Annotated in this window: 22 protein-coding genes and 1 tRNA gene; all 23 read left to right on the forward strand. The window is 43.0% G+C overall.

Features of this window, described 5'->3' with window-relative positions; genetic code table 11:
* Positions 1 to 46: 46 nt before the first annotated feature.
* The 23 genes from SWH54_08810 (at position 47) to yedE (ending at position 23965) form a co-directional block, all read left to right on the forward strand.
* Positions 47 to 2209 carry a molybdopterin-dependent oxidoreductase gene (locus SWH54_08810; GenBank protein MDY6791354.1) on the forward strand — a complete coding sequence of 721 codons (2163 nt, stop codon included), beginning with the start codon at positions 47 to 49 and terminating at the stop codon, positions 2207 to 2209.
* Positions 2206 to 2655 (forward strand): 4Fe-4S dicluster domain-containing protein, encoded by a 450-nt coding sequence (locus tag SWH54_08815; protein MDY6791355.1) that lies wholly within the window; start codon positions 2206 to 2208, stop codon positions 2653 to 2655. Before SWH54_08810 ends, SWH54_08815 begins: the two co-directional genes overlap by 4 nt.
* Before the next feature lie 388 nt (positions 2656 to 3043).
* The gene (locus tag SWH54_08820; protein ID MDY6791356.1) at positions 3044 to 4036 is read left to right on the forward strand and encodes a phospholipase A; all 993 of its coding nucleotides are present in this window, start codon (positions 3044 to 3046) and stop codon (positions 4034 to 4036) included.
* 84 nt (positions 4037 to 4120) lie between these two features.
* A complete protein-coding gene (locus tag SWH54_08825; protein ID MDY6791357.1) occupies positions 4121 to 5401 on the forward strand; it encodes an L-serine ammonia-lyase, iron-sulfur-dependent, subunit alpha in 1281 nt (426 codons plus the stop codon).
* Between the two features lie 146 nt (positions 5402 to 5547).
* Positions 5548 to 6414: a DMT family transporter gene (locus SWH54_08830; GenBank protein MDY6791358.1), complete on the forward strand. Its 867-nt coding sequence runs from the start codon at positions 5548 to 5550 to the stop codon at positions 6412 to 6414.
* A 269-nt stretch (positions 6415 to 6683) separates the two neighbouring features.
* Positions 6684 to 8024 carry a radical SAM protein gene (locus tag SWH54_08835; protein MDY6791359.1) on the forward strand — a complete coding sequence of 447 codons (1341 nt, stop codon included), beginning with the start codon at positions 6684 to 6686 and terminating at the stop codon, positions 8022 to 8024.
* Between the two features lie 99 nt (positions 8025 to 8123).
* Positions 8124 to 9317, forward strand: coding sequence for an NADH:flavin oxidoreductase (locus SWH54_08840; protein ID MDY6791360.1), 1194 nt, complete (start codon positions 8124 to 8126; stop codon positions 9315 to 9317).
* Between the two features lie 510 nt (positions 9318 to 9827).
* A tRNA-Sec gene (locus tag SWH54_08845) sits at positions 9828 to 9919 on the forward strand.
* Between the two features lie 41 nt (positions 9920 to 9960).
* Positions 9961 to 11874 carry a selenocysteine-specific translation elongation factor gene (gene selB / locus SWH54_08850; GenBank protein MDY6791361.1) on the forward strand — a complete coding sequence of 638 codons (1914 nt, stop codon included), beginning with the start codon at positions 9961 to 9963 and terminating at the stop codon, positions 11872 to 11874.
* Positions 11875 to 11892: 18 nt separating this feature from the next.
* Positions 11893 to 13170, forward strand: a complete 1278-nt coding sequence (locus SWH54_08855; protein ID MDY6791362.1) for a double-cubane-cluster-containing anaerobic reductase — start codon at positions 11893 to 11895, stop codon at positions 13168 to 13170.
* 18 nt (positions 13171 to 13188) lie between these two features.
* The gene (locus tag SWH54_08860) at positions 13189 to 13944 is read left to right on the forward strand and encodes an acyl-CoA dehydratase activase (protein ID MDY6791363.1); all 756 of its coding nucleotides are present in this window, start codon (positions 13189 to 13191) and stop codon (positions 13942 to 13944) included.
* A gap of 49 nt (positions 13945 to 13993) precedes the next feature.
* Positions 13994 to 14149 (forward strand): hypothetical protein, encoded by a 156-nt coding sequence (locus SWH54_08865; GenBank protein MDY6791364.1) that lies wholly within the window; start codon positions 13994 to 13996, stop codon positions 14147 to 14149.
* Between the two features lie 126 nt (positions 14150 to 14275).
* Complete coding sequence (locus SWH54_08870) at positions 14276 to 14674, forward strand: rhodanese-like domain-containing protein (protein MDY6791365.1); 399 nt, start codon at positions 14276 to 14278, stop codon at positions 14672 to 14674.
* A gap of 19 nt (positions 14675 to 14693) precedes the next feature.
* Positions 14694 to 14882 carry a hypothetical protein gene (locus SWH54_08875; protein ID MDY6791366.1) on the forward strand — a complete coding sequence of 63 codons (189 nt, stop codon included), beginning with the start codon at positions 14694 to 14696 and terminating at the stop codon, positions 14880 to 14882.
* A gap of 39 nt (positions 14883 to 14921) precedes the next feature.
* Positions 14922 to 15812 carry a transporter substrate-binding domain-containing protein gene (locus SWH54_08880; protein MDY6791367.1) on the forward strand — a complete coding sequence of 297 codons (891 nt, stop codon included), beginning with the start codon at positions 14922 to 14924 and terminating at the stop codon, positions 15810 to 15812.
* Positions 15813 to 15952: 140 nt separating this feature from the next.
* On the forward strand, positions 15953 to 16681 hold the full coding sequence (locus SWH54_08885) for an amino acid ABC transporter permease (GenBank protein MDY6791368.1): 729 nt from the start codon (positions 15953 to 15955) through the stop codon (positions 16679 to 16681).
* Positions 16682 to 16684: 3 nt separating this feature from the next.
* The gene (locus SWH54_08890; GenBank protein ID MDY6791369.1) at positions 16685 to 17341 is read left to right on the forward strand and encodes an amino acid ABC transporter permease; all 657 of its coding nucleotides are present in this window, start codon (positions 16685 to 16687) and stop codon (positions 17339 to 17341) included.
* Entirely contained in the window at positions 17338 to 18066 is a 729-nt protein-coding gene (locus tag SWH54_08895) for an amino acid ABC transporter ATP-binding protein (GenBank protein ID MDY6791370.1), read from the forward strand. Before SWH54_08890 ends, SWH54_08895 begins: the two co-directional genes overlap by 4 nt.
* Positions 18067 to 18098: 32 nt before the next feature.
* On the forward strand, positions 18099 to 18926 hold the full coding sequence (locus SWH54_08900) for an MBL fold metallo-hydrolase (GenBank protein MDY6791371.1): 828 nt from the start codon (positions 18099 to 18101) through the stop codon (positions 18924 to 18926).
* A 140-nt stretch (positions 18927 to 19066) separates the two neighbouring features.
* Positions 19067 to 20224, forward strand: a complete 1158-nt coding sequence (locus tag SWH54_08905) for a cysteine desulfurase family protein (protein MDY6791372.1) — start codon at positions 19067 to 19069, stop codon at positions 20222 to 20224.
* Between the two features lie 453 nt (positions 20225 to 20677).
* Positions 20678 to 21985 carry a heterodisulfide reductase-related iron-sulfur binding cluster gene (locus SWH54_08910; GenBank protein ID MDY6791373.1) on the forward strand — a complete coding sequence of 436 codons (1308 nt, stop codon included), beginning with the start codon at positions 20678 to 20680 and terminating at the stop codon, positions 21983 to 21985.
* A 101-nt stretch (positions 21986 to 22086) separates the two neighbouring features.
* On the forward strand, positions 22087 to 22575 hold the full coding sequence (locus tag SWH54_08915; GenBank protein MDY6791374.1) for a hypothetical protein: 489 nt from the start codon (positions 22087 to 22089) through the stop codon (positions 22573 to 22575).
* A gap of 301 nt (positions 22576 to 22876) precedes the next feature.
* The gene (gene yedE / locus SWH54_08920; protein MDY6791375.1) at positions 22877 to 23965 is read left to right on the forward strand and encodes a YedE family putative selenium transporter; all 1089 of its coding nucleotides are present in this window, start codon (positions 22877 to 22879) and stop codon (positions 23963 to 23965) included.
* Positions 23966 to 23968: the final 3 nt, after the last annotated feature.

Raw genomic sequence — 23968 nt, forward strand, 5'->3', positions numbered from 1 at the left:
CAGTGTCAGCACGCCGATATAATTTTTTGACGGAGGGATAGCTGGTTTGTCCGAGTTTACTTTTTCCAATGTACAAAGAGAAATGGAGGTTTACGGATATGATTCCGTCACCCGAAGCCACTGTCGCATGTGTCACGGCGGATGCGGCGTTCTGGTTTATACCAAGAACGGAAAGGTGGTTAAAATCGCCGGTGACCCGGACTGCCCCATCAATCACGGGACATTGTGCAGCAAGGGTATTGCATCCACACAACTGGCTTACCATCCGGACAGGCTGACTTATCCGGTTAAAAGAATCGGGCCCAAGGGAAGCGGAAGATGGAAACGAATTTCCTGGGATGAAGCCCTGGATACAATAGGAAACCACATTCTGAAATATAAAGAAAAATTCGGAACTGAATCCATTGTGATGGGCTATGGTACCGGTCGCGAAAACGAGGCGGTCATTTACCGATTTGCCAACCTGCTTGGCACACCCAACGTGCTGACTGCAGGACACTTCTGTTACGGTCCCAGGATTGCGACGAGTATCATTACCTGTGGGACAAACCCGATTGTCGATTATGAGAATCATCCCAAGTGTATTATGGTGTGGGGGAATAATGTGGTAATCAGCAATCCTGACTGTTACAAAGGCGAACCTTTTAGCGTCAGTTTGAATAAAGGGGCCAAACTGATAGCTGTCGATCCGAGGCTTACGCGGATTGCCGCACGGGCGGACATATGGCTTCAACTCAGGCCGGGTACCGATACGGCACTGGCCCTGGGGATGCTTCATGTGATTGTTAACGAAGGACTGTATGACAGGGAGTTTGTGGAAAATTACGTTCACGGGTGGGAACCGTTTGTTAAACGGGTCAATGAGTATCCCCTTGATAAGGTGGCCAGAATTACCTGGATTGCAAAGGAAAAAATTCGCCAAGCGGCACGAATGTTTGCCACCGTTAAACCGGCTGCGATTCAATGGGGTGTGGCTATTGAGCAACAGATCACCTGTGCGGACAACAATCGTGCCCTCATGGCCCTGATGGGAATTACCGGCAATATTGATATTCCAGGGGGACAGATGCTGTTCAAGTCGCCTGAAATCATAAATGTGGGTCAATTCGGTGCCCATAGAATGCTTTCGGAACAACAGAAAGCGAAACGGTTGGGTGGAGACAGATTTCGTCTGGCAGGAAATTTTGCCATCATCAATCCAAAATGTGTATGGGACGCCATCCTCGAAGAGAAACCCTATCCGGTGAAGATGCTGTTTTTTATCAGCTCCAATCCGCTCATGACCCGTGCCAATGCAAAAGAGGTTTATCGTGCTCTTGAAAAAGTAGAGTTTATGGCTGTTTCCGACTTTTTTTTAACCCCGACTGCTGAACTGGCAGATATTGTTCTGCCTGCAGCCACCTGGCTTGAAATGAATTATGTGGGTGATTTCTGGAAACGCCACGGTTATATTCTGCCGAGACGCAAGGTAATACAGGTGGGTGAGTGCCGTTCCGATCATGAAATGCTCAATGAGCTTGCCCACCGGGTGGGGCAGGGGGATTACTGGTGGGACACCTTTGAAGAGGGCCTGGATTACATTCTTGAACCGCTGGGCATCACCTGGAAGGAGTTTAACAAAAAGGACTATATCAGAGGGGAAATCAGGTATCAGAAATATAAACAAAACGGGTTTTCCACGCCCACTCGAAAATTTGAAATTTTTTCTACAGTTCTTGACAGCTGGGGAGTTGACCCCCTTCCGCAGTTTAAGGAGGCTTCCGAAAGCCCTTACAGCACTCCCGAATTATATAAAAAATATCCATATATCATTATCACCGGAAGGAGATTGCCCGGGTTTTTTCATACGGAAAACCGCCAGCTTCCCTGGATGAGGGAGCTTCACCGAGACCCGGTGGTTGAAATCCATCCGGATACGGCTGACAAAGAAGGTATCAGCGAAGGGGACTGGGTGGTCATCGAGTCTCCCCGTGGCAGCATCAGACAAAGAGCCAAGGTTTTCGCCGGTATCGATCCGAGAGTAGTCAGTGCGGAACACGGGTGGTGGTTTCCGGAAAAAAAAGATCCGGGTCATGGCTGGGATGAATCAAACATCAATATATTGACGGATAATTCCTATGAGGGGTGTGATCCGGACATGGGCGCCACTCCTGTGCGAACTTTTTTGTGCAGAATTTATGCGGAGAAAAAACAAGCGGGCGCTAGATGAAAAAATATTACCTGACAATCGATCATGAACTATGCTGGGGATGCAAAGCTTGTGAGGTGGCGTGCAAACAGGAGAATAATTCGGCCGATGGCATTAAATTAATTACTGTGACAGAAAACGGGCCCAAGGAAATTAACGGCAAATTCGAATTTTCCTTTCATGTTCATATGTGCCGTCATTGCGATGATCCTCCCTGCATGGATATCTGTCCGGAAGAGGCAATTACAAAAAGAGAAGATGGCATGGTTGTATTGGATTATGATTTATGTTCGGGTTGCCGGGCCTGCATGGATGTTTGCCCTTACGACGCCATTGCCTATGATGAAGATAAAGGCCTTGCCCAAAAGTGTAATCTCTGTCATCACAGGGTGGATCAAGGGCTCCTTCCCGCCTGCGCCGATAATGTGTGTTTGGCCCATTGTATTTTTTTTGAGATTAAAGAGTGATTTGCGGATACAGAACATATTCAATAAAAAACAAACAGTCGTTTTTCAATCTTAGGTCGGTTCGACCGGAGAATCGCCTACTGGCCTGTGACAAGACTTAACAATCTTATCTAAAAATGAACGTACGGCAGCTATCCCGCTTCAATTAGATTTGAGTCAGCCCCGGAGGACAGAACCCCACGGCGGCGCTGATCGTCTCTGCCTGTATCGGTTTAACTGAGAAGATAGGGGGTGTGTAACATGCCGATCTCATTAGTTAAGTCTTGTCACAGGCCAGTAGGCGATTCCCCGGTCGAACCTTAGGTTTCATGCTTCGTTGTGCCCAGTCGGGCATATAAATTTATGTGTAAATAGAAGTCAGTGGTAAGTACGGCCGAAAGGATGTTCCATGAAATATTTTAACGTTGAACCATGGAAATATTTATTAGAGGTTATGCTTGTTTTTTTGATTATCATCATGACAGCAAGCAATATAAGAGCAGAAGCCCCACAAAGTCTGTCTGACTGTTCCCAAATTGAAGATGATGAACAGCGGCTGAAATGCTATGATGAAACTGCCGGGTCTGACTCGGATGAAACCGGTAAAGCTTCCTATCTTACCAAACTGTGGGAACTGGATAAGGAAGTGTCGCGGGGTAAATACTCTTTTATGCCCCATCGATCGAATTACATCCTGCCGTTTGCATATAATGATTCGCCCAATAAAGCCCCCATACAGGAAGCTTCACCGAACATGGATGTGGAAAAGAACGAAGTCAAGTTTCAAATAAGCCTGAAAATCAAACTCTGGCAGGATATTTTCGGGCAGGAGATGGATCTGTGGTTTGGTTATACCCAGAAATCATTCTGGCAGCTTTATAACTTTGATGACTCTGCTCCATTTCGTGAGACCAATTATGAACCGGAGTTGCTGCTCAACTTTCGCACAAATTATAGGTTACTTGGGCTCAATGGCCGTGTTATCAACTTAGGCTTTAATCATCAATCCAACGGAAGGTCTGAACCGCTTTCCAGGAGCTGGAACCGTATTGTGGGAAACATGGGTTTCGAGAGAGGTGATTTTACTCTGCTTTTGAAAGCCTGGTACCGGATTCCGGAAAACTCAGAAGACGATGATAATCCGGATATTACCGATTACATGGGGCCTGGTGAGATCTGGGGCTATTATCTGTGGGAAAAGCACAGGTTCGGGATAATGCTGCGTAATAACTTTCAGGCCCATAAAAATCGAGGGGCATTGCAGCTTGAGTGGAGTATTCCTCTATCTGATAAAATCAGTGGTTATATCCAGTACTTCACCGGTTATGGAGAAAGCCTGTTGGATCACGACCACGATGTCAATCGGATTAGTATCGGTCTTATTCTGGTCGATTGGAATTGACACTAAAGAGATATGGGTAAAAAAATCACCGGAATATTTCCCAAGTGGTGGAAGAATCCGGCGACAGAAGGGAAGGGAAGAAAATTGAATATTCTTAAAAAAGTTTTAAAACACGAGGTTTTTCCTGCATTGGGGTGCACCGAACCGATTGCGGTTGCATACGCGGCCGGAATCGCTGCTAACGAGGTGGATGGAGATATTGAAGAAATAAGTATAACGGTTGACCCGGGAGTTTATAAAAATGGTTTTGCAGTAATCGTTCCCAATACGGACGGAGAAAAAGGCAATCTAATCGCCGGTGTTCTCGGCGCCTTAATCAAAAAGCCTGAATTGAAGATGGAAGTTTTAAAAGATGTAAAAGGGGAAATGATCGGTCGGGCAAAAACATTGATTCAAAATAAAAAGGCAAAAATATCTTACGACAGTTCAAAAACGGATCTATATATTGAAGTCTTTTTAAAAACGAAAAAAGATTCATCCCGGGCGGTGATTGAAAATTCCCATACCAACCTGGTTTACCTGGAAAAAAATAATCAGACACTGTTTAAAAAGGAGCGCAGGGAAAGCCGGTCTGCCGGAAAAGAGTATAAGGCGATTTTGAAGAAAATGAAAATATCCGAACTTATTGATTTAGTCCAACATATGGATGATGAGGATTATGACTATATCAAACACGGCATTGAGATGAATCTGGAGATTTCCAAGGCCGGACAAAGGTTGGAAAAAGTCGGTTATTATATTTTTAATTCAGTGAATAGAGGGTGCCTCATAAATGATGTTTTTTTATCAAGCAAAATATTGACCGCTTCAGCCGCGGATGCCCGAATGGCGGGAATTGATTTGCCTGCGATGTCCAGCGGCGGCAGTGGAAACCAGGGAATTGTGTCTATTCTGGTTCCTTACAACGCCGGAAAAATTTTTAAAATCGAAGAAAAGATCATTCTTCAAAGTATTGCCCTGTCCCATTTGATTAACAGTTATATCAAATGTTTTACCGGTGATTTATCCCCCCTTTGCGGGTGCGCGACTGCGGCAGGAGTTTGTGCAACGGCAGCCGTGGTTTACCAGCAATGCGGGAATGATATGGAAAAGATTACTTTAGCCGTCAACAGTTTAATCAGTGATTTGGGAGGGATGCTGTGTGACGGCGCAAAAGGGGGATGCGCTTTAAAAGTCGCCAGCGCCACAGATTCGGCCATCCGTTCTGCCTTTATGGCTTTGGATAATTACGGTATTTCTAATTTAGAAGGTTTTGTGGGAAAAACCGCCGAAGAAACGATTCGCAATTTAAGTAAAATAAGCATTCTGGGCATGTCAAAGGTGGATGAAACAATTCTTGGCATCATGCTCGATAAAAGCGTATAATTTTTTTAAAACATTTTAGCTCTTTGAAAGGCTGCTCGGCATTCATTCGTCTGAGTGCCGGATTCAATTGATAATTTTTTAAAGGGCCGAAATAATCAAAATTACTCCAATTGCCGCCAGGCCGTTACGCAAAAATAGGAAGAAAATTGATCTCCCATAGAGAATTGAAGGTTAGAAGAAGAGGCTTGGGCGAAATCCATATCGCAGTGCTATTTTTTGGGCTTGCAGGTCTTTTTGGTAAACTGGTGGCTTTGCCGGCAACCATCATTGTGCTTGGCAGAGTTTTTTTTGCAACGATTTTCTTATCTCTGGTCCTTATCTATCTAAAGCAGGGAATAAGGCTACGGCAAACGCAGGATTATTTCTTCATGACACTGATGGGGGGTATCCTGGCAGTTCACTGGGTGACCTTCTTTCAGGCCATTCAAGTGTCTACGGTAGCCATAGGGTTACTGACCTTTTCAACATTCCCGGTGTTCGTTACTTTCCTTGAACCGATTTTTTTCAGAGAAAGATTGGAATTTAAGGATATTTTAATTGCATTCCTTGCAGTTGTGGGTGTTGCTCTTGTTATTGAAGAGTTCGAGATAAGAAACAGTATGACCCGGGGCGCGCTATGGGGGATCGCATCCGGTTTCACATTTGCTCTGCTGTCGATAATGAATCGGAAGTATGTCAAACACTACTCCAGTATCATAGTGGCTTTTTATCAGGATTCCATTGCAACTGTGGTGCTTCTTCCTTTTCTATTTCTGGCGGTGCCTGTGTTCCGGCTGACTGATATACTGCTTCTATCTTTACTGGGTGTGGTATTTACAGGGCTTGCTCACACCTTATTTATAAAAGGCCTGGCCAGTGTTAAAGCACAAACGGCAAGCATTATTGCCTGTCTTGAACCGGTATATGGTATTATCGCAGCGATCCTGTTATTAGGCGCGATACCAACTTTGAGGGTATTTTTAGGTGGTGTCATCATTTTAAGTGCGGCTTTCTATGCAACGATAAAACAATGATGGTGTCGTTCTAAGTCTCATCTACTGCGTTGTAGCGGTTTTTCAGGAACTCGACATACTCCATGTATAGTCTCGTTCCTGAAAAACCGCTACGCCTTGTATATGAACCTTGGAACGACACCATCCGGCTTATTTTTACAAATTCGTAAAACAATGACGGTCTCGTAAATCGGACTTTTCAGAAGTTCATCGAACTTAAATAGTAAATAAAAATTCACCAGGAATCGAACAATTATGAGACTGGCAATCCTGGCAAATTGGCAACGATCGTGAAAATCTGTTTCATTAATCCCCCTATTGAAGACTTTTATTCAACATCCATTAGACGCCAACCACTAGGGATATTATATTTAATCAGCTCAATAAAATCCGCAGGGTATCATGTTTCATTCATTAATGGTCATTCACCCAAAAAACATAAGCTTCCCATCCCTGCAGAATTTTCCTACCTGAATAAATATATTTCAAACAATAACCCTGCTCTTTCATTTCCCTTTAAAAATTACTATCATTTTGGATTAAGTTTTCAGGAAATAGAAAAACAAATTAAGTCAACGGATGCCGATATATATTTTATCTCGGCATTATTCACCCCTTACTATCAAGAAACCGATGAAATCATACATATCATTAAAAGGGTAAATCCTTTTTCCAAAATAGTTGTGGGAGGTTATCACGCCGCACTCTATCCCGAATATTATTTACAAAAGCTCGATGTTGATTTTGTAATCATCGGTGAAGGAGAGCAAAGCTCGGTGCAATTGCTGGACTCTCTGATAAATGATAAAGATATACTTAAAGTACCGAACCTGGCATTCCGTAAAAAAGATGAAATGGTTAAGACAGAAAAAAAGTATATTCAAGATATTAATGCGATACCTTATCCTTCAAGAAAATTTCTTAAAGCACGCGATTTTAAAATGTATCGAGCTCGTGCTGTTTCAATGATCACCTCAAGAGGCTGCCCAAATAAATGTGATTTCTGCACCGGAAAAATTATCTGGGGTAAACGTTACCGGGCCAGAAGTATTGAATCCGTTTTGTCGGAAATAGATCGGTGCATCCACCAGTATGAGATTAAGATCATCAATTTTGAGGATGATAATATTTTTGCCCACAAGTCAAGGGCGGTTGAATTATTAACCGAGCTGTATCATTTTCAAAGAATACATGATGTGAGTCTTGATTTTACCGCCATGAACGGTATTTCTATTGAACAACTTGATGAAGAGATATTAAATTTAATGAAACAGGCGGGTTTTAGAGAGTTAAATATTTCATTGGTCAGCTATTCTGAGCAACTACAAAAGCGATATAACAGGCCTTTTGATACAAAAAAATTTGCTGATATTGCGAATATGGCAAGGACACTCGGGATGAATGTAAGATCCTATTTTATACTTGGACTTCCAAATCAGACCAAAGAAGAGATAGAGGCTACCATCAATTTTCTAAAAAGTTTGCAGGTAAAAATATTTCCTTCCGTTTATTATGATGTGAATACTGCTGAAGGCCAGTGGAAGATGCAGCGATCATCGGCATTTTTTAACGAAACAGAACACCTTTGTAGAGATGATCTTTTTCATTTATATAACAGGATCAGGTATTAAAAGAGGTTAATTCAGACACCCTTAGAAAGTTTGTCAAATATGACACGCTTTAAAGAAAGGGTGTCAAAAATACATAATCACTAATCGGGGAGGTTTTAAATGTCGATACTTTTTACTCCTGGGAAAATCGGAAAGGTTGAGATACCAAATAGATTTGTCAATTCAGCAACATATGAATGTATGGCCAAGGAAACCGGTGAGGTGAGAGATGAATTGATTAAAAGATACGTAAGACTGGCCAAAGGTGGCGTGGGATTGATCATCACCGGGATGATGTGTGTTCATCCTTCCGGGCGCGGTTACAAACACCAGATAGGAATCCATCATGACAGTATGATACAGGGCTTAAAGAGATTGGTGGATGCCGTGCATCACGTAGGTGGCAGGATCGCGTTTCAATTGGCCCATAGCGGAAGGCAAACCACCAAGGATATGATCGGTCGGACTCCTTTAGCACCGTCAAGCCGTGGTCGGGATCCGATAAACTTGGTAAAGCCCAAAGCAATGACCGAAGACGAAATTATCCAAGTCATTAAAGCTTTCGGGGCTGCTGCCAAACGGGCAGTGGAGGTTGGCGCAGACGGAATTCAACTCCATGGGGCTCACGGATATTTAATCAGCGAATTTTTATCTCCATTTTTTAATATCAGAACAGATTCATGGGGGGGCAGCGCTGAAAATCGATTTCGGTTTTTAAAGGAGGTATACCTGGAGGTCAAAGAAGTGGTGCCTGATGGTTTTCCTGTTTTACTGAAACTCAATACCAATGACCACACTCCAAAAGAAGGAACGTACCCTTCGCTGGCAGCAAAATATTCCGGATGGATGGCGGAATTAGGAATTAATGCGGTGGAAGTAAGCTCCGGGACAACAAACTATTCATACATGAATATGTGCCGGGGTGATGTGCCAACGGCCGAACTGGTCAAAGGTCTCTCTTGGTGGGAGAAACCCATCGGACGTTTCATGATCGGCAGGTTGGAAGGAAAATATGACCTCGTAGAAGGCTATAACCTCGATGCTGCTAAGATCGTCAAACCGGTCATCGGAGATATTCCATTATTGCTGGTAGGAGGTATGCGCACCGTTTCCCACATGGAAGAAGTTTTAAAAAATAATGATGCAGATTTTATATCCATGTCGCGGCCATTCATAAGAGAACCTTTGCTGGTGAATAAGATAAAAGACAACAAGATGGACCGAGTCTCCTGTGTTTCCTGCAATCGCTGTCTGGCGGCTGCAGCAAATGAACTTCCGGTTTACTGTTATAATAAAGGGTTTCCGAAGGGATGATTCTGACAGGGATGTAACATAATCACATTTTATTTCAGTATGTGACATCCCTTGAAATCTTGTGGCAATTGAATTTTATCAAAGTTAATTTATTACGTTTATTATTCTATATCAACCTTCAAATTTTTCAATACCATTCAATTTCAGCTGCTTTTTCTCACCATTCTTGCGATTCTTTTTTTGTTATTGGAGTACCACCGCAACTGGTTGACGCTGAGAGAATAAAGGATAAATCGGGTTTTTCGATATAAAGCCCTTTTGATTATCGGAAATTCCAGTTTGACAAATAGGTTTATTCTCTTTATTTATATCAATTATAATTCAGCAATCTTCATAAGGAGCTTGTCCATGCATAAATTTTTCGGATTTACCTGAGTGTGCTTTAAAAATTCTGCCCGGGTTCGGTAGGCACAGGGTTTGGCCGAAAAATCATATCTATTCTTTTTTATTTATCATCTTTTACATTCATAAATCGATCAGACTCTGTCACATCCCATTTTGAAAAAATATAGGGGCAATGGTGCTGGGCGCCCCGCGGTCTTCAAAACCGTTGGCCCCGTCTGAAAAACGGGGAGGAGGTTCGATTCCCCTTGCCCCTTCCAGAACGGAAGTAACAGAAAATTAAAAGTTGTAAATTCAGGTAATGGAAAAACACATCACAATAGGTGTGGCCGGTCATGTGGACCATGGGAAATCCGCCCTTGTCCGGTGTATGACCGGTATCGACACGGATCGATTGCAGGAAGAAAAGGTACGTGGTCTGTCTATAGAGTCAGGGATTGCGCCCTTAAAGCTTCCTTCCGGCCAAAGGGTCTCTTTGATAGATGTTCCAGGCCATACGGACTTTCTAAAAAATACTATCAGGGGTTTGAATAGTGTAGATATGGCAATTCTTGTAGTGGCGGCTGACGACGGGGTAATGCCTCAAACCCTTGAGCATCTGGAAGTGCTCCAATTTTTCAAAGTCAAGGGTGGGTTTGTTGTATTAAGTAAGACGGATCTTGTGGATGAGGAGACCTTGGAAATCGGCAGGCTTGAAATCAAAGAGGCATTAACAGGCACCATTTTCGAGGGAAAACCTGTCATTTCATTTTCCGCACCCGATCTAACGGGTCTTGATGATATCCTTTTTTGCATTGATGGGGAGATAAAAGATATACCCTGCAAGATGACGGATACCCCTATGCGTCTGTGGATAGATCAAATCAAAAGATTTACAGGTATTGGAACCGTTGTTAGCGGAACTGTTCTGTCCGGTACTCTCAAACAGGATGATTCCCTGCAACTTATGCCAACCGGTTTGATAACACGAGCCCGTTCAATGGAATCACACGGGAAAAAAATCTCCATAGCTGTTGCGGGCCAACGGGTTGGTGTTAATCTGCATAAAATTTCTGTCAAAGCAGTAAAGCGTGGAACGGCCTTGGCAGAGCAGGGAGTTGTGAAACCCGGTTATTTATTGAATGTGGAACTTCAAGTACTTAAAAGGTCAGGCCAAACGCTTAAAAACAGACAAAGAGTGAGGCTCTATCTTGGAACCTCGGTTACGAACGCTATGGCAGTTTTGATGGACAATAAAAAATTGTCGCCTGGTGATAAAGGACTGGTACAGTTCCGTTTAATGAAGCCGATTGCCGCCCTTCCAAGGGATCCGTTTGTAGTTTCACCTTTAAACCTGAATACAATCATTGCCGGTGGAACAGTTCTGGAAGTCCCTCAAGAAAAGTTCAGAGAAGCAAAGGCTTTAACAATGATTCCATGTCTTAAAGCACTCCAACAGGGCGATATGAAAGAATTTGTGGATTGTTTTTTCAGCAGAAATCAAACCCGGTTTATCACGGCAGGGGAGCTTGCCCAGGCTACTGGCCTTCCCATAACCTACTTTGAGGCAGAAATCAGTTCAAGGGTCAGCAAGGGTGAATTTATATATCTTAAAGGTGAGGGGGCCTTTAAAAAAGATCATTATAATTCAGGGAAAAAAGAGATTTTAAATACTATTGAAAGTGTAATCAGGAAAAATCCATTAAAAAAGAACTTAAATGCCGTAGAGATTACAAACAGACTGGATACAGCTTTTGACGAAATACTGCTTAAAAAAATGCTTTCGGAACTTTGTGATGAAGGAAGGCTGGTGAAGATAGACGGCGGATTTCAATTTCAGAATCTTAAAGGTAAATTTACAAAACAGCAGGAGCATTTGCTTTCACTGCTTTTCAAATACGCACAAAAAACGGGTGTCGTTCCCTTCAGCGCTGATACAATATGGAAGTTGCATGATAAAAAATTTGAAAAGGATGAAATACAGAACCTTCTTGATTATTTATATTTTCAGAAAAAATTGATTCGCTTGAGTGATAAACGATTCTTATCTCTCGAGGCCTTGGAAGAGATTAAGAAAAGTGTGAAAGAATTCATTTTGCACAAGAGAAGCATAACCCTTGCAGACAGTAAAGAGATTTTAGGATACGGAAGGTGGGGAGGAGTTCCTGTTTTAGATTATCTGGATAAAATTGGTTTTACTTCAAGAAAGGGTAATGAGCGCGTTTTAAAAAAATGAATGAAATAGGAGGAAAAAATGGGCGAAGATTACAGAAGTATGTGGGAAAGTTTGGGTTTAGACCTCGATGCGCATGATGCACTGCTTGAAGTGCTCGGTAAAGGTTACCAGGATATCTATCTGGCACAGAAAGATCGGCCCGAAGGAATGGGCTATTTCGATTTTGTAATGAGCGAAGTACACGGATTGCGCATTAAGGAACTGTTGGACGAAAAGGCTGCCGGTCGCAAGGTGATCGGATCATTCTGTGTATTTGTGCCGGAAGAGATAGTGCGGGCTGCTGATGCCACACTTGTGGGCCTTTGTACAGGGGCTGATTTTGCCATGGAAGAAGTGGAAAAGCTTCTTCCCCGTAATACATGCGCTCTTATAAAGTCGGCCTTTGGATTTAAGCTGGGGAAGGTTTGCCCTTACCTTGAATCTTCAGACATGATTGTTGGGGAAAACACGTGTGATGGAAAAAAGAAGTCCTATGAGACATTAACTAATCTCGTTCCCAACCTGTATGTAATGGACATACCACAGGTTAAATCTGCAGAAGGAAGAGCTCTTATGAAAGCGGAATATCTGCGCTTCAAGGAGGCCGTTGAAGAACTTACCGATGTAAATCTTGATGCCGAAAGGCTCAAGAAAGGCATTGAAATCGTCAATAATAAACGAAAAGCGATTTACAGGCTGTCAAATTTGCGAAAAAACGATCCTGCACCTATTTCCGGGCTGGATGCCTTGCTGGCCAATCAGGTCTTTTTTTATGATAATCCTGTACGGTTCACAGAATCGGTGAACAAGATGTGCGATGAACTGGAAAAACGGATCGAAAAGAAAGAAGGCGTATTCCCTGAAAAAACACCACGCATCCTGATATCAGGATGTCCCATGGCCGTTCCCAACTGGAAACTTCCCTGGATTATAGAAACATCCGGCGCAGTTATTGTGGGAGAGGAATCCTGTGTTGGGGAGCGGGGCACCCGCAATCTGACCGATGATAGCTGGGATACTGTAGAAGAACTAATGGAAGCCATCGTGGACCGTTATTTCGAAGTGGACTGCGCTATATTCACACCCAATCCCGATCGTCTTAACCACATTGTTGAAATGACCGAGACTTACAAAGTAGACGGTGTGATTCACTACGGTCTGCAATTCTGTCAGCCATATCTCATGGAATCCATGCCAGTGGAAAAGGCCCTTGAGGCAAAGAATATTCCAACCCTTCGTATTGATACTGATTACAGCATGGAGGATGTGGGACAGCTCAAGACTAGGGTGGAGGCGTTTGTGGAATTATTGAAATAGTAAAGCAAAGGAAAGCACATGAAATATGCAGGCATAGATATTGGTTCGCGTTCTATTGAACTGGTGATCCTGAAAGACGGGGATATCATCCATTCCGCTAAAACCGCGACCACCTTTGATCCGCTTACCCAGTGCAAGCGTTTGATGAACGGTATAGAGGCAACAAGAACCATTGCCACCGGCTACGGGCGAAAACTTTTCACTGATAACGGGAACAGTAATAATGTCTCAGCCATCACGGAAATCCAGGCATATGCAATGGGAGCCGGTCGGGTATGGCCGGATGCCCGCACGGTTCTTGATATCGGGGGGCAGGATACCAAGGTGATCTCTCTCAACGCCGAAGGGAAGGTGGCAAAGTTCGAGATGAATGATCGTTGTGCCGCGGGGACCGGGAAGTTTCTCGAATTCATGGCTGTTGCTCTCCAGGTTCCCATTGAATCCTTCGGGGGTTTCGCATTAGAGGCTGATAAAAGGATTCATATAAACAGCATGTGTACGGTCTTTGCTGAAAGTGAGGCCACCTCCCTTATGGCCCGTGGCGAGAAGCCTGAAAACATAGCAATGGGTTTGCATCAGGCCATTGTTGATCGAACTTTTTCAATGCTCAGTCGAGTTGACGGAAAGGGGCCTGTGCTTTTTGCCAGCGGAGTTGCCCACAATCCCTGCGTGAAATCGATTTTTGAGGAAAAACTTACTGACGCCATAGTTGTCCCGGATGATCCTGACATGGTAGGTGCGCTTGGTGCGGCTTTGTATGCGGAAAGGAAATAATTAAAAATTTTTATCGAGATCATGAGAGAAAGGAGAAAAAGGAGAGAGTATGTTGAAAATACACAGTAAAGAAATGGGCGTATCGGCATTGTTTTGCACGGTTCTATTCTTTGGATTCACCATGGGCTCCAATGGCCTTTGCACTGAAATCAATGAAGTTGAAACAGAAAGAATAGCTGTCAACTTAGGGTTCACACAAAAATAAGTTTACAATTTTAAGAATTGAGGCGCCCGCTTGGCAAGGCGCGAAAGTACAGGAAAATCAGGATATTCCGAGCTTTCGCAACGCAGCCAGACGGGATGCATCGGCGCTTAAAATGTAAAGTTATTTTTGCGTGAGCCCTTAGTAAGGGAGGTTCAAAAAGGTGGTTATGGAATTGTTCGTACTGATGAGCTTAAGCAATGGATGGATCAAAAAAAAGAAATGGTTATAGTCTTTACCGGTCCTGAGGCTGGTTTCAAAAAGGGGCATTACCCGGGGGCAGTTCAATTTAAACTTCCCATACCGGAACTGAAGGAAATGCCGGAAAAGAATAAATCGGCTTTTATCAAACTTTTGGGGTCGGATAAAAATCTGACATTAGTTTTTTATTGCGGATTTACAAAGTGTACCCGCTCCCACAATGGTGCCATGTGGGCCATGAAGTTGGGTTACAAAAATGCTTATCGGTGTCCCGGTGGGATAAAAGGGTGGCTACAGGCCGGCTTTCCTGTGGAAAAAGGCAGGTAGAGAAACAAAGACAGGAGAAATGTTAAAAAGGGTCTTTGTAAAAGAACCAATTCTTTTCGCTGGTGACGTGGCCGGAAATCTTTGCATGCACCATCTGTTGGAAAAAGCATTTGGCAAGGATATCATGCTTCCTGAAATTTTGCAGATGGTCGGAGCTCTGGGAGCGGCGTTGCTCGCTGGTGAAAAGGGACGAATTTTATTTGTATAGGTAAAGTGACATTATTTACATTAAAGAAGGAGGATAAAAATGATTAGCAAAAAGGGATTTACACTGGTTTTATGCATTGCATTTATGTTCGTATCGTTGAGTACAGCTATGCCATCTTATGGCGAAAGTATTCTCAATAAGATAGAAAAGACAGGCAAGGTCAATATGGGATTTCGAGAAGGTTCAGTTCCCTTTGGTTTTATGAATAAAAAAGGAGAATGGGTGGGCTTTGGTCTGGATCTTGGAGAGGAAATCGTGAAGGCCCTGGAGCAGAAATTTGGAAAAAATATTAAACTGGTCAAGAAACCGATCAACCCCAAGACCCGAATTCCCCTGGTTGTAAACGGAACGGTTTACATCGGCATCGGCTCAACAACCATTACTCTTGCCAGGGAAGAGGTGGTCGACTTCAGCCTCCCATATTTTCTCACAGGGACCAGGATTCTGGTTACAAAGGACAGTCCCATCAAGGATTTTCCAGCCCTGGCCGGCAAGCGGGTCGGTATGGGTAGCGGGTCCACTGCTAATATTAAAGGGATAGACAGGGCAGTTGCATCGGGTCTTATCAAACCAGCCTGTAAGAAGGTCCTCTTTGAAGAGCACAACAAGGGGTTTCTGGCTCTGCAACAGGGTAAAATACATGCCTATTTTACGGATGCCAGCATATTGGCCGGCATGAAGGCAAAAGCCCGGAAGACAAGCGATTGGAAAATCGTCGGCAGATACCTGACATATGAACCCTATGGAATCATTCTTCCTGAAAATCAGGGTGAATGGCGTGATTTCGTGAACGCCACGCTTATTAAAATGATTAAAAGCGGCAAGTTTGAAGAAATTTACGATAAATGGTTCGGTCCGAACGGTGAGGTTCCGCTGCCCATGAGCAAAGAATACAAAACTCTGCTTAAAGCATTGAGCTATCCGGACTAAGTCGTATTCCTTTAAGGCAAAGGCCTCTTATTAGAATTCGGGCATTATTTTGAGAAACGAATAATAAAGGGGGCCTTGCCCTTAGCTTTTAAAAATGATTGCCAACAATTATCAATAGATTCTCCAGTGCCGGATCGGTTATGGGCTTTTTTAATTATACGTTTGATTGGAGTGTTCTCTGGCGGCATCCTTATGGCGGTTTGTTAATCAACGGTATTTTAACCACCCTCTATTTATCAATACTGGCCTGGATGATCGCTGTTTGTTTTGGTATAACAATCGGTGTTTTCAGGGTTTTGCCTTTTGGGTTGGCCCGTTTTGCAGGAAGCGCGTATGTGCAGATCTTCCGCAACACGCCTTTTCTTGTGCAACTTTTTTTCTGGTATTTTGCAGCGCCTTTATTGCTGCCCAAACCGGCGCAGGTGTGGTTGTACGATAATGTACCCAATTATTCTTATTTGGCCGGAGTTACCGCTCTGGGAACATATACAGCCTCGCGGGTGGCAGAGCAGTTTCGTTCAGGTCTTTTATCCATATCTCATGATCAATACCGCGCTGCATATTCAACCGGCCTAACAACCTTGCAAACCTATCGATACGTAATTCTTCCATACGCATTCCGAATAATCATACCGGCTTTTACAACTGAATTTCTGACCTGTTTTAAAAATTCGGCGCTGACCATGACCATAGGCGTAATGGAGATTACACATACTGCGTATTATATTGATTCATTTACCTGGCACGGACTGGAGACGACCACGGCAGCCAGCATGGTTTATTTATGCATCGCGCTATGCGTTGTGCTCTTTATGTCGTTTATAGAAAAAAGAATTCATATTCCAGGTATGATTGCCAGGGAACAATGAGCTATGGACCTGAGCGTCATTTCAATAAACTTTAAATTCATGATAGGAGGTCTTGCTCTAACTTTTGAGTTAGCCCTGATGACGATGGGAGGCGGTTTGCTGATCGGTATTATTCTGGCGATGGCCAGACTTTCACCCAGACCTTGGTTATATTATCCAGCCACCGTTTACATCCATTTTTTTCGCGGGCTGCCTCTGATCCTGGTAATTTTCTGGATATACTTTCTGTCACCCGTTATTACAGGAAAATCTCTGGAAGCGTTTCCTGCTGCTGTAATTTCTTTTATTGTATTTGAATCTGCTTATTTTGCTGAAATTATTCGTGCCGGGGTGCAGTCCATTTCCCGTGGACAGACAATGGCGGCTTACGCCGGCGGTTTAACTGCCTATCAAACTGCGCGTTATGTGATCCTGCCGCAGGCACTACGTAATATGGTTCCGTCACTGGTCACTCAGGCCGTAATTATCTTTCAGGATACATCCCTGGCCTATGTTATCGGACTGAGAGAATTCCTGCGCCGGGTCAATTTGGTTGACGCACGCGAGGCGCGGTCCGTTGAACTCTATCTCTTCGCCGGCCTGGTCTATTTTGCAATCTGTTCCGCGGGTTCTCTGGCAAGCCATCGGATCGAAAAGCAGCGTGAAAGGAGTTATCATTGATTAAAATCAAAGGACTTAGCTTATGGTATAATAAAGGGTTTAAAGCACTTGATAATGTCACAGAAACAATAGAAACAGGCAGAACAGTTGTTATATGCGGCCCCAGTGGTTCAGGTAAGAGTTCTTTGCTCAGGTGTATAAATGGCCTTGAGCATTTCCAGGAAGGTGAGATCTTTGTCGATGGGATATCCGTGCAGGATCCTGAAACAGATATTCATAAATTTCGCTCTGATATCGGTATGGTATTCCAACATTTTGAGCTCTATCCTCACATGACGGCAATGCAGAATATAACCCTGGCACCTATCCGGGTTCGTAAAAAATCAAAAAGAGAGGCTGAGAAAAACGCCATGGAGCTACTCAAAAGGGTAGAGATCCCGGAACAAGCTCGTAAATACCCGGCGGAACTTTCCGGTGGACAGAAGCAGCGGGTGGCCATCGCCAGAGCTCTGGCCATGGAACCTAAAATTATGCTTTTTGATGAGCCCACCTCGGCCCTGGATCCCGAAATGATAAAAGAGGTTCTCGAAGTCATGATTAACCTGGCCAGGGGAGGGATGACAATGATTGTTGTAACTCATGAAATGGGATTTGCCGGGAAAGTGGCAGATGAGATCATTTTTATGAGTAATGGATGTATTATTGAAAAAGGAACTAACCGAAGCTTTTTTGATAATCCTAAAAATGAAAGAACCCGTCAGTTCTTAAGTCGTATCCTGATATAAAATGATGAGAGGCAAAATAGGGGGTGTATTAAATGAAAAAAAGTGTCAAAATTTCCATATTATGTGAGGATCAGGCCAAAATGGGATACATGGACAAAATATTTCTGGCCCAGCATGGGTTTTCTGCTTTTATACAGGCCGGAGAAAACATCCTGTTTGATACGGGCGCCACGGATGTTTTTATTTCTAATGCAGCTTTGCTCGGAATTGATTTGAATGCCACAGACTTGATTGTATTAAGCCATGGGCATTGGGATCATACCAATGGGCTGAAATCACTCCATATGGAAGGAATGAAAAAGAAACTGCTCGCTCACCCCGACATATTTACCGACAGACATAAGGCAACAGGTGAATACAACGGCATGCCTTACAATCAGAAAAAAACAGCAGAAAAATTTAATCTGGTTTTATCAAGAAAACCGCTTGAAGTTTCAGAAAATATTTTTTTTTTAGGGGAAATCCCCAGAGTCAATGGATTTGAAGCTCGAAAAACCACATTTTTCTACATGGATAAAGGGGAAAAGGTTAAGGATTTTATTATGGATGATACGGCTCTTGCCATAAGAACTGAAAAGGGATTGGTGATTGTTACCGGATGTTCACATGCAGGTATTTGCAATATTGTTGAGTATGCTAAAAAAGTGACCGATCAAGAAAAAATATATACAGTGATGGGTGGTTTTCATTTATTAGGCGATCAGGTTCAACTACAAAAAACGATTGACTATTTTCAGAAAAACAAGGTGAACCATTTATATCCCATGCATTGCACTGATTTGAAATCTTTATCTAAATTCCATGAAACATTTGGAATAAAAAAATTGTGTGCAGGGGATATAATTGAAATCAATCCCTAAATCTTTTTGACGACGTAATTTTGGCGTTCTCCTATGGCTGCAAATCGATTTGTCCGATTTAAACGGGGAAGGATGCTCAAATTTTTAGTATCCACTTTAGAAAAACAGGTAAAGCAGAAATTTTAAGGAATCATAAAATCATGTCACAAATTACACAACCGATTTATTTGGATTATAATGGAACAACACCCATGGATACTCACGTAATAGAGGCCGTTCGGCCGTTTTTGGAAACAGAGTTTGGTAACCCTTCAAGCAGTCACTGGTACGGTATTATTCCAAAAAAGGCGGTTAAAACCGCACGCAGACAAGTCGCAGAACTTCTAGATTGCAGCCCCGGTGAGATTATTTTTACAAGTGGCGGCACAGAATCTAATAACCATGTGATTATGGGAATTGCCTATGCTTTTCGTGCAAAGGGAAACCACATCATTACAAGCTCAATTGAGCACCCGGCAGTTCTTGAAGTATGCCGGTTTCTGGAAGGTTTTGGATTTAAAACATCCTATCTGCCGGTTGATGAACAGGGCCTTGTGAGCGAGTCGGATGTTGAAAAATTCATCAGACCCGAGACAGTTCTGATTTCCATTATGCATGCCAATAACGAGGTGGGAACCATTCAACCAATTGAAAAAATTTCCAGGATAGCGAAAGAACATGGTATTGTCATGCACACCGATGCAGCTCAATCCATCGGTAAAATACCAACGAACGTGAGCAAGCTTGGCGTTGATCTTCTGTCTATCGCAGGACATAAAGTATATGCTCCCAAAGGTATTGGTGCCCTTTATATCCGTCAATCCATAACGCCGGAAAAATTTTGCCACGGCGCAGACCAGGAGATGGGTTTTCGTGCAGGCACTGAAAACGTATTTGGAATTGTCGGCCTGGGAAAGGCATGTGAAATTGCCGCCCGTAATTTGAAAAAGAGCATGGAACATATGAAAATGTTGCGAGATCGGCTGCATGATGGATTATTTTGTGAGCTTGGACAGATAAAACCAAACGGGCATCCGGATAAACGGCTGCCCAACACCCTGAGTCTTTCGTTTAAAGGTCTTGAGGCCAACAGGATTCTCGAAGAGATCGGGCTTAAGGTCGCGGCTTCCGCTGGTGCGGCCTGCCATTCAGATACAGTGGAAATTTCCCATGTTCTCCAGGCTATGAATATTCCGTTGGACTGGGCCAAAGGAACCCTAAGGTTCAGTGTAGGACGGATGACCACTGTTGAGCAGATTGATAAAGCCATTCGGATTATTGTTAATGCCGTGAAAAAATTACAAAATTCTTCTTTATGATCATTATTATAGATGTTCTATCGGTTTTTACTATAAAAAACTACTTTATTTATCGGAATAACCAGTTTGACAAATCAATATATCCTTTGTATAAAATTATCTTTTACTTTTTAAAAAATCAATATCAGCTAGGATACTATTCCATGTTCAAATTTTTCGGCTTTACCTGAGTGTATTATAAAAATTCTGCCCGGGTTCGGTAGGTACAGGGTTTGGTCGAAAAATCACGTCTAATCTTTTCTAATTATTATCTTTTGATTTTACAAATCGATTACACTCTGTCACGAGTTGGTTCACAGGGGTAATGGCGCTGAATGACCCGCGGTCTTAAGAATTGTTGTTTTCGGTCTTGAAAACGGGAGTATATGTAACACTGCTCTTGAAGAACCAGGCTTTGTAAAAAACAACCCACCTCAATTTGTCATAGTTTAATTTGCTTTAAAAGGAGATGTTATGTCTGAAACTGTAGTTAAAATTGGAAAAAGAAAGAAAAACACCTTCGTGGATAAAGTAAAAAAATTCCTGCCTGAAGGCGGCAACCTTAATCTGTGCCTGACCTGCGGAGCCTGTTCTTCAGGATGTCCGGCAACAGGTCTGGCAAATATGGATCCAAGAAAATTTTTGCGTATGGTTGTTTTGGGAATGGATAAAGAAATCACAGGTAATCCCTGGGTCTGGATGTGCTCTTTGTGCCAGCGATGCATCCATGTTTGCCCCATGGAAGTTAATATTCCGGGGATGGTTTATGAGGCAAGGAAACTATGGCCAAGGGATGAAAGACCAAAAGGAATTCTCGGTTCCTGTGACATGGCCTTGAAAAACGACAGTTGCAGCGCCATGGGGGCACCTCCTGATGATTTTGTTTTTGTTGTGGAAGATGTGGCAGAAGAAGTGCGTGAAACACAGCCCGGATGGGAAAATATCCAGGCGCCAATAGACAAAAAAAACTCTCATTTTTTTCTGTCTCAGAATTCAAGGGAGCCTGTTACCGAGCCTGACGAGATGATTCCTCTATGGAAAATTCTTAATATAGTCGGTGCTGACTGGACATACGGAAGCACAGGATGGGGAGGAGAAAACTACTGCATGTTTTTAGCTGATGATGAGAACTGGAAAAATATTACTGAAAAGTCAATCAGAAAAGCAGAAGAACTCGGGTGCAAGGTTTATCTTAACACTGAATGCGGCCATTCAACCTATTCGGTATGGATGGGTGTTCAAAGACACGGCATTAAAACCGATCTTAAAATAGCTCCGATTGTGCCATATTACGCCAAATGGATAAGACAAGGAAAACTTAAGCCAAGCTCCGACTGGAATAAGAATTTAAAGATAAAGTTTACGGTTCAGGATCCGTGCCAGCAGGTTCGCAAAAGTTTTGGAGACCCGTTGGCCGATGATTTGCGCTTTATAGTAAAGTCATGCGTCGGCGAAGAAAATTTTATGGACATGACTCCTAACTATTCAAATAATTACTGCTGCGGCGGAGGGGGAGGATATCTTCAGTCCGGCTATAACAAAGAAAGGTGGGAGTATGAAAAGCTTAAATTCGACCAGATTATTATCACAGGCGCTGATTATTGCGTTACTCCGTGCCATAACTGTCATGCACAGATTCATGAGCTGGCAGAACATTACAAAGCAGACTATCACACAATTCATATGTGGACGCTGATTTGTCTTTCGCTGGGAATTCTTGGTGAAAACGAAAGGGAATATCTTGGCGAAGATCTGAAAGAGGTCAATCTTCCAAAGGAATGAATGATTCAGGTTGAAAGATATTAAGGCACATAGGCAGAAGGAAGACTTTCATTTTCTGCATTTATAATTCATAATTCTTTTTTTAATGGTTTCATAAAAAAATGGCACTTTTTGTACACCACAAGAAAAAATTTAACAAAAAATTGAAAAGGCTTCGTAAGGGCGGAGGAAATGCGTCTTTGGCTGCTCATCGGGCAGAAGAAATTATAAAAAAACTGGCCGTTAGAAGGAGAATAGGGGTTGAAGACATTCGCAAACGCACAAAATATGGCGAGTTCAGGTATGATAATGTCCTGAAATATGATTTAGGCGGCGGTTATCGGCTTATATGTGTGAAACAGGAAAAACACATTATCATTTCCTATATCGGGTCCCACGATGATTGTAACCGTTGGCTTGAAAATAACCGTGGCTTTCGGACCACTTTTGATGAAGAGAGTCAAAAAGTTGTTTTTGAAAAGGAATGTGAAAAAGAAATAAAATCATCCGAAGATGAATTAGATTTAGAGATGGAGTATGATGATATTTTGATGAAAAAAATTGATGAAAAAATACTCCGAAGTGTATTTGGCGGGTTGTGCTCAAAATAATTTTTAAGCTATCAACTGCCCGTGCTAAAAAAAAGGTATCGGTATTTCCTATGAAATATGGATTAAGTATCAAATCTTCCAGTTTGACTAATCGGGATATCCAATTCAAAATAACAGATTTGTTTTTGGTGGATGATGATGCGGCGGGACAAAATGAAGGTTATTAAAAATCACAGGGTTTTGAGGTTTCGATGTATGAGAAGGAAAGGGAATTTAATGAGTTTATAGCAGAGCAAACCCGACAATGTTGGGGTTGTGTAAAATCTCGAAAGAGATATTTTAAATTGAAAGGAGGAAGTAAATGGCACAATTGAAAAACTTTTTGTCGACACGATGGGGGATTATAGGGGTAGGAGCATTTATCGGGGTTATTGCCGCCCTTTTGCAGAAGCTGGGCAATCCAGGGAACATGGGTATTTGTGTTGCATGTTTTGAAAGAGATATTGCAGGTGCAATCGGAATTCATCGTGCGGCTGTGGTCCAGTATATGCGTCCCGAAATCATTGGCTTTGTTTTGGGTTCACTTGTTGCTGCCTATATATTTAAGGAGTTTCGACCCCGTACAGGCTCTGCTCCTATTGTTCGATTTGTGTTAGGCGTTTTTGCCATGATCGGGGCATTGGTTTTTCTTGGATGTCCGTGGAGAGCGTTATTGCGTTTTGCAGCCGGTGATGGGAATGCAATCTTTGGATTGCTCGGACTTATAGGCGGCATCTGGATTGGCACCCTTTTTCTAAAAGGCGGATATAACCTGGGTAGAACTGAGAAGACATATACTTCGGTGGGATGGTTGCTGCCTTTGACAATGCTCGGTTTTTTTATACTGATGCTCATCTTCCCGCAAGTTAAGGGAGAAGCCAAAAGCGGAATTCTGTTTTACAGCCTCAAAGGACCCGGCGCTATGCATGCACCTATAATCGTTTCATTGATAGTCGGCCTTGGCATAGGATTTTTAGCTCAACGAAGCCGTTTTTGCACAATGGGCGCTTTTCGGGATCTGATATTGTTTCGCCAGGCCCATCTTTTTATGGGGCTTTTTGCTCTTGTTGTCTTTGCTTTCATAACGAATCTGATTGTGGGGCAGTTTCATCCGGGTTTTGTCAAGCAGCCGGTGGCCCACACCATGCAAATCTGGAACTTCGGAGGAATGGTTCTTGCCGGTCTTGCATTTGCCTTGGCAGGTGGATGTCCGGGGCGCCAGCTTTTTCTGGCAGGGGAGGGTGATGGTGATGCAGCGGTTTTTGTGTTGGGGATGATAGTTGGTGCCGGATTTGCACACAATTTCGGTCTGGCGAGTTCTCCCAAAGGCGTTGGCCCTCACGGCATTGCCGCTGTGATTATCGGGCTTTTGGTCTGTCTGTTTATCGGGTTTACAATGAGAAAAAAATAAAGC

It is taken from the genome of Thermodesulfobacteriota bacterium (assembly GCA_034189135.1).
Taxonomy (GTDB): domain Bacteria; phylum Desulfobacterota; class Desulfobacteria; order Desulfobacterales; family JAUWMJ01; genus JAUWMJ01.

What these genes read in the sequence shown, in the direction of transcription:
- SWH54_08890 (MDY6791369.1), top strand. Translation starts at nt 16,685, where the DNA reads ATGGACCTGAGCGTCATTTCAATAAACTTTAAATTCATGATAGGAGGT.
- SWH54_08820 (MDY6791356.1), top strand. Translation starts at nt 3,044, where the DNA reads ATGAAATATTTTAACGTTGAACCATGGAAATATTTATTAGAGGTTATG.
- SWH54_08905 (MDY6791372.1), top strand. Translation starts at nt 19,067, where the DNA reads ATGTCACAAATTACACAACCGATTTATTTGGATTATAATGGAACAACA.
- SWH54_08885 (MDY6791368.1), top strand. Translation starts at nt 15,953, where the DNA reads ATGGGCTTTTTTAATTATACGTTTGATTGGAGTGTTCTCTGGCGGCAT.
- yedE (MDY6791375.1), top strand. Translation starts at nt 22,877, where the DNA reads ATGGCACAATTGAAAAACTTTTTGTCGACACGATGGGGGATTATAGGG.
- SWH54_08855 (MDY6791362.1), top strand. Translation starts at nt 11,893, where the DNA reads ATGGGCGAAGATTACAGAAGTATGTGGGAAAGTTTGGGTTTAGACCTC.
- SWH54_08900 (MDY6791371.1), top strand. Translation starts at nt 18,099, where the DNA reads ATGAAAAAAAGTGTCAAAATTTCCATATTATGTGAGGATCAGGCCAAA.
- selB (MDY6791361.1), top strand. Translation starts at nt 9,961, where the DNA reads ATGGAAAAACACATCACAATAGGTGTGGCCGGTCATGTGGACCATGGG.
- SWH54_08880 (MDY6791367.1), top strand. Translation starts at nt 14,922, where the DNA reads ATGATTAGCAAAAAGGGATTTACACTGGTTTTATGCATTGCATTTATG.
- SWH54_08875 (MDY6791366.1), top strand. Translation starts at nt 14,694, where the DNA reads ATGTTAAAAAGGGTCTTTGTAAAAGAACCAATTCTTTTCGCTGGTGAC.
- SWH54_08840 (MDY6791360.1), top strand. Translation starts at nt 8,124, where the DNA reads ATGTCGATACTTTTTACTCCTGGGAAAATCGGAAAGGTTGAGATACCA.
- SWH54_08865 (MDY6791364.1), top strand. Translation starts at nt 13,994, where the DNA reads ATGTTGAAAATACACAGTAAAGAAATGGGCGTATCGGCATTGTTTTGC.
- SWH54_08910 (MDY6791373.1), top strand. Translation starts at nt 20,678, where the DNA reads ATGTCTGAAACTGTAGTTAAAATTGGAAAAAGAAAGAAAAACACCTTC.
- SWH54_08860 (MDY6791363.1), top strand. Translation starts at nt 13,189, where the DNA reads ATGAAATATGCAGGCATAGATATTGGTTCGCGTTCTATTGAACTGGTG.
- SWH54_08915 (MDY6791374.1), top strand. Translation starts at nt 22,087, where the DNA reads ATGGCACTTTTTGTACACCACAAGAAAAAATTTAACAAAAAATTGAAA.
- SWH54_08815 (MDY6791355.1), top strand. Translation starts at nt 2,206, where the DNA reads ATGAAAAAATATTACCTGACAATCGATCATGAACTATGCTGGGGATGC.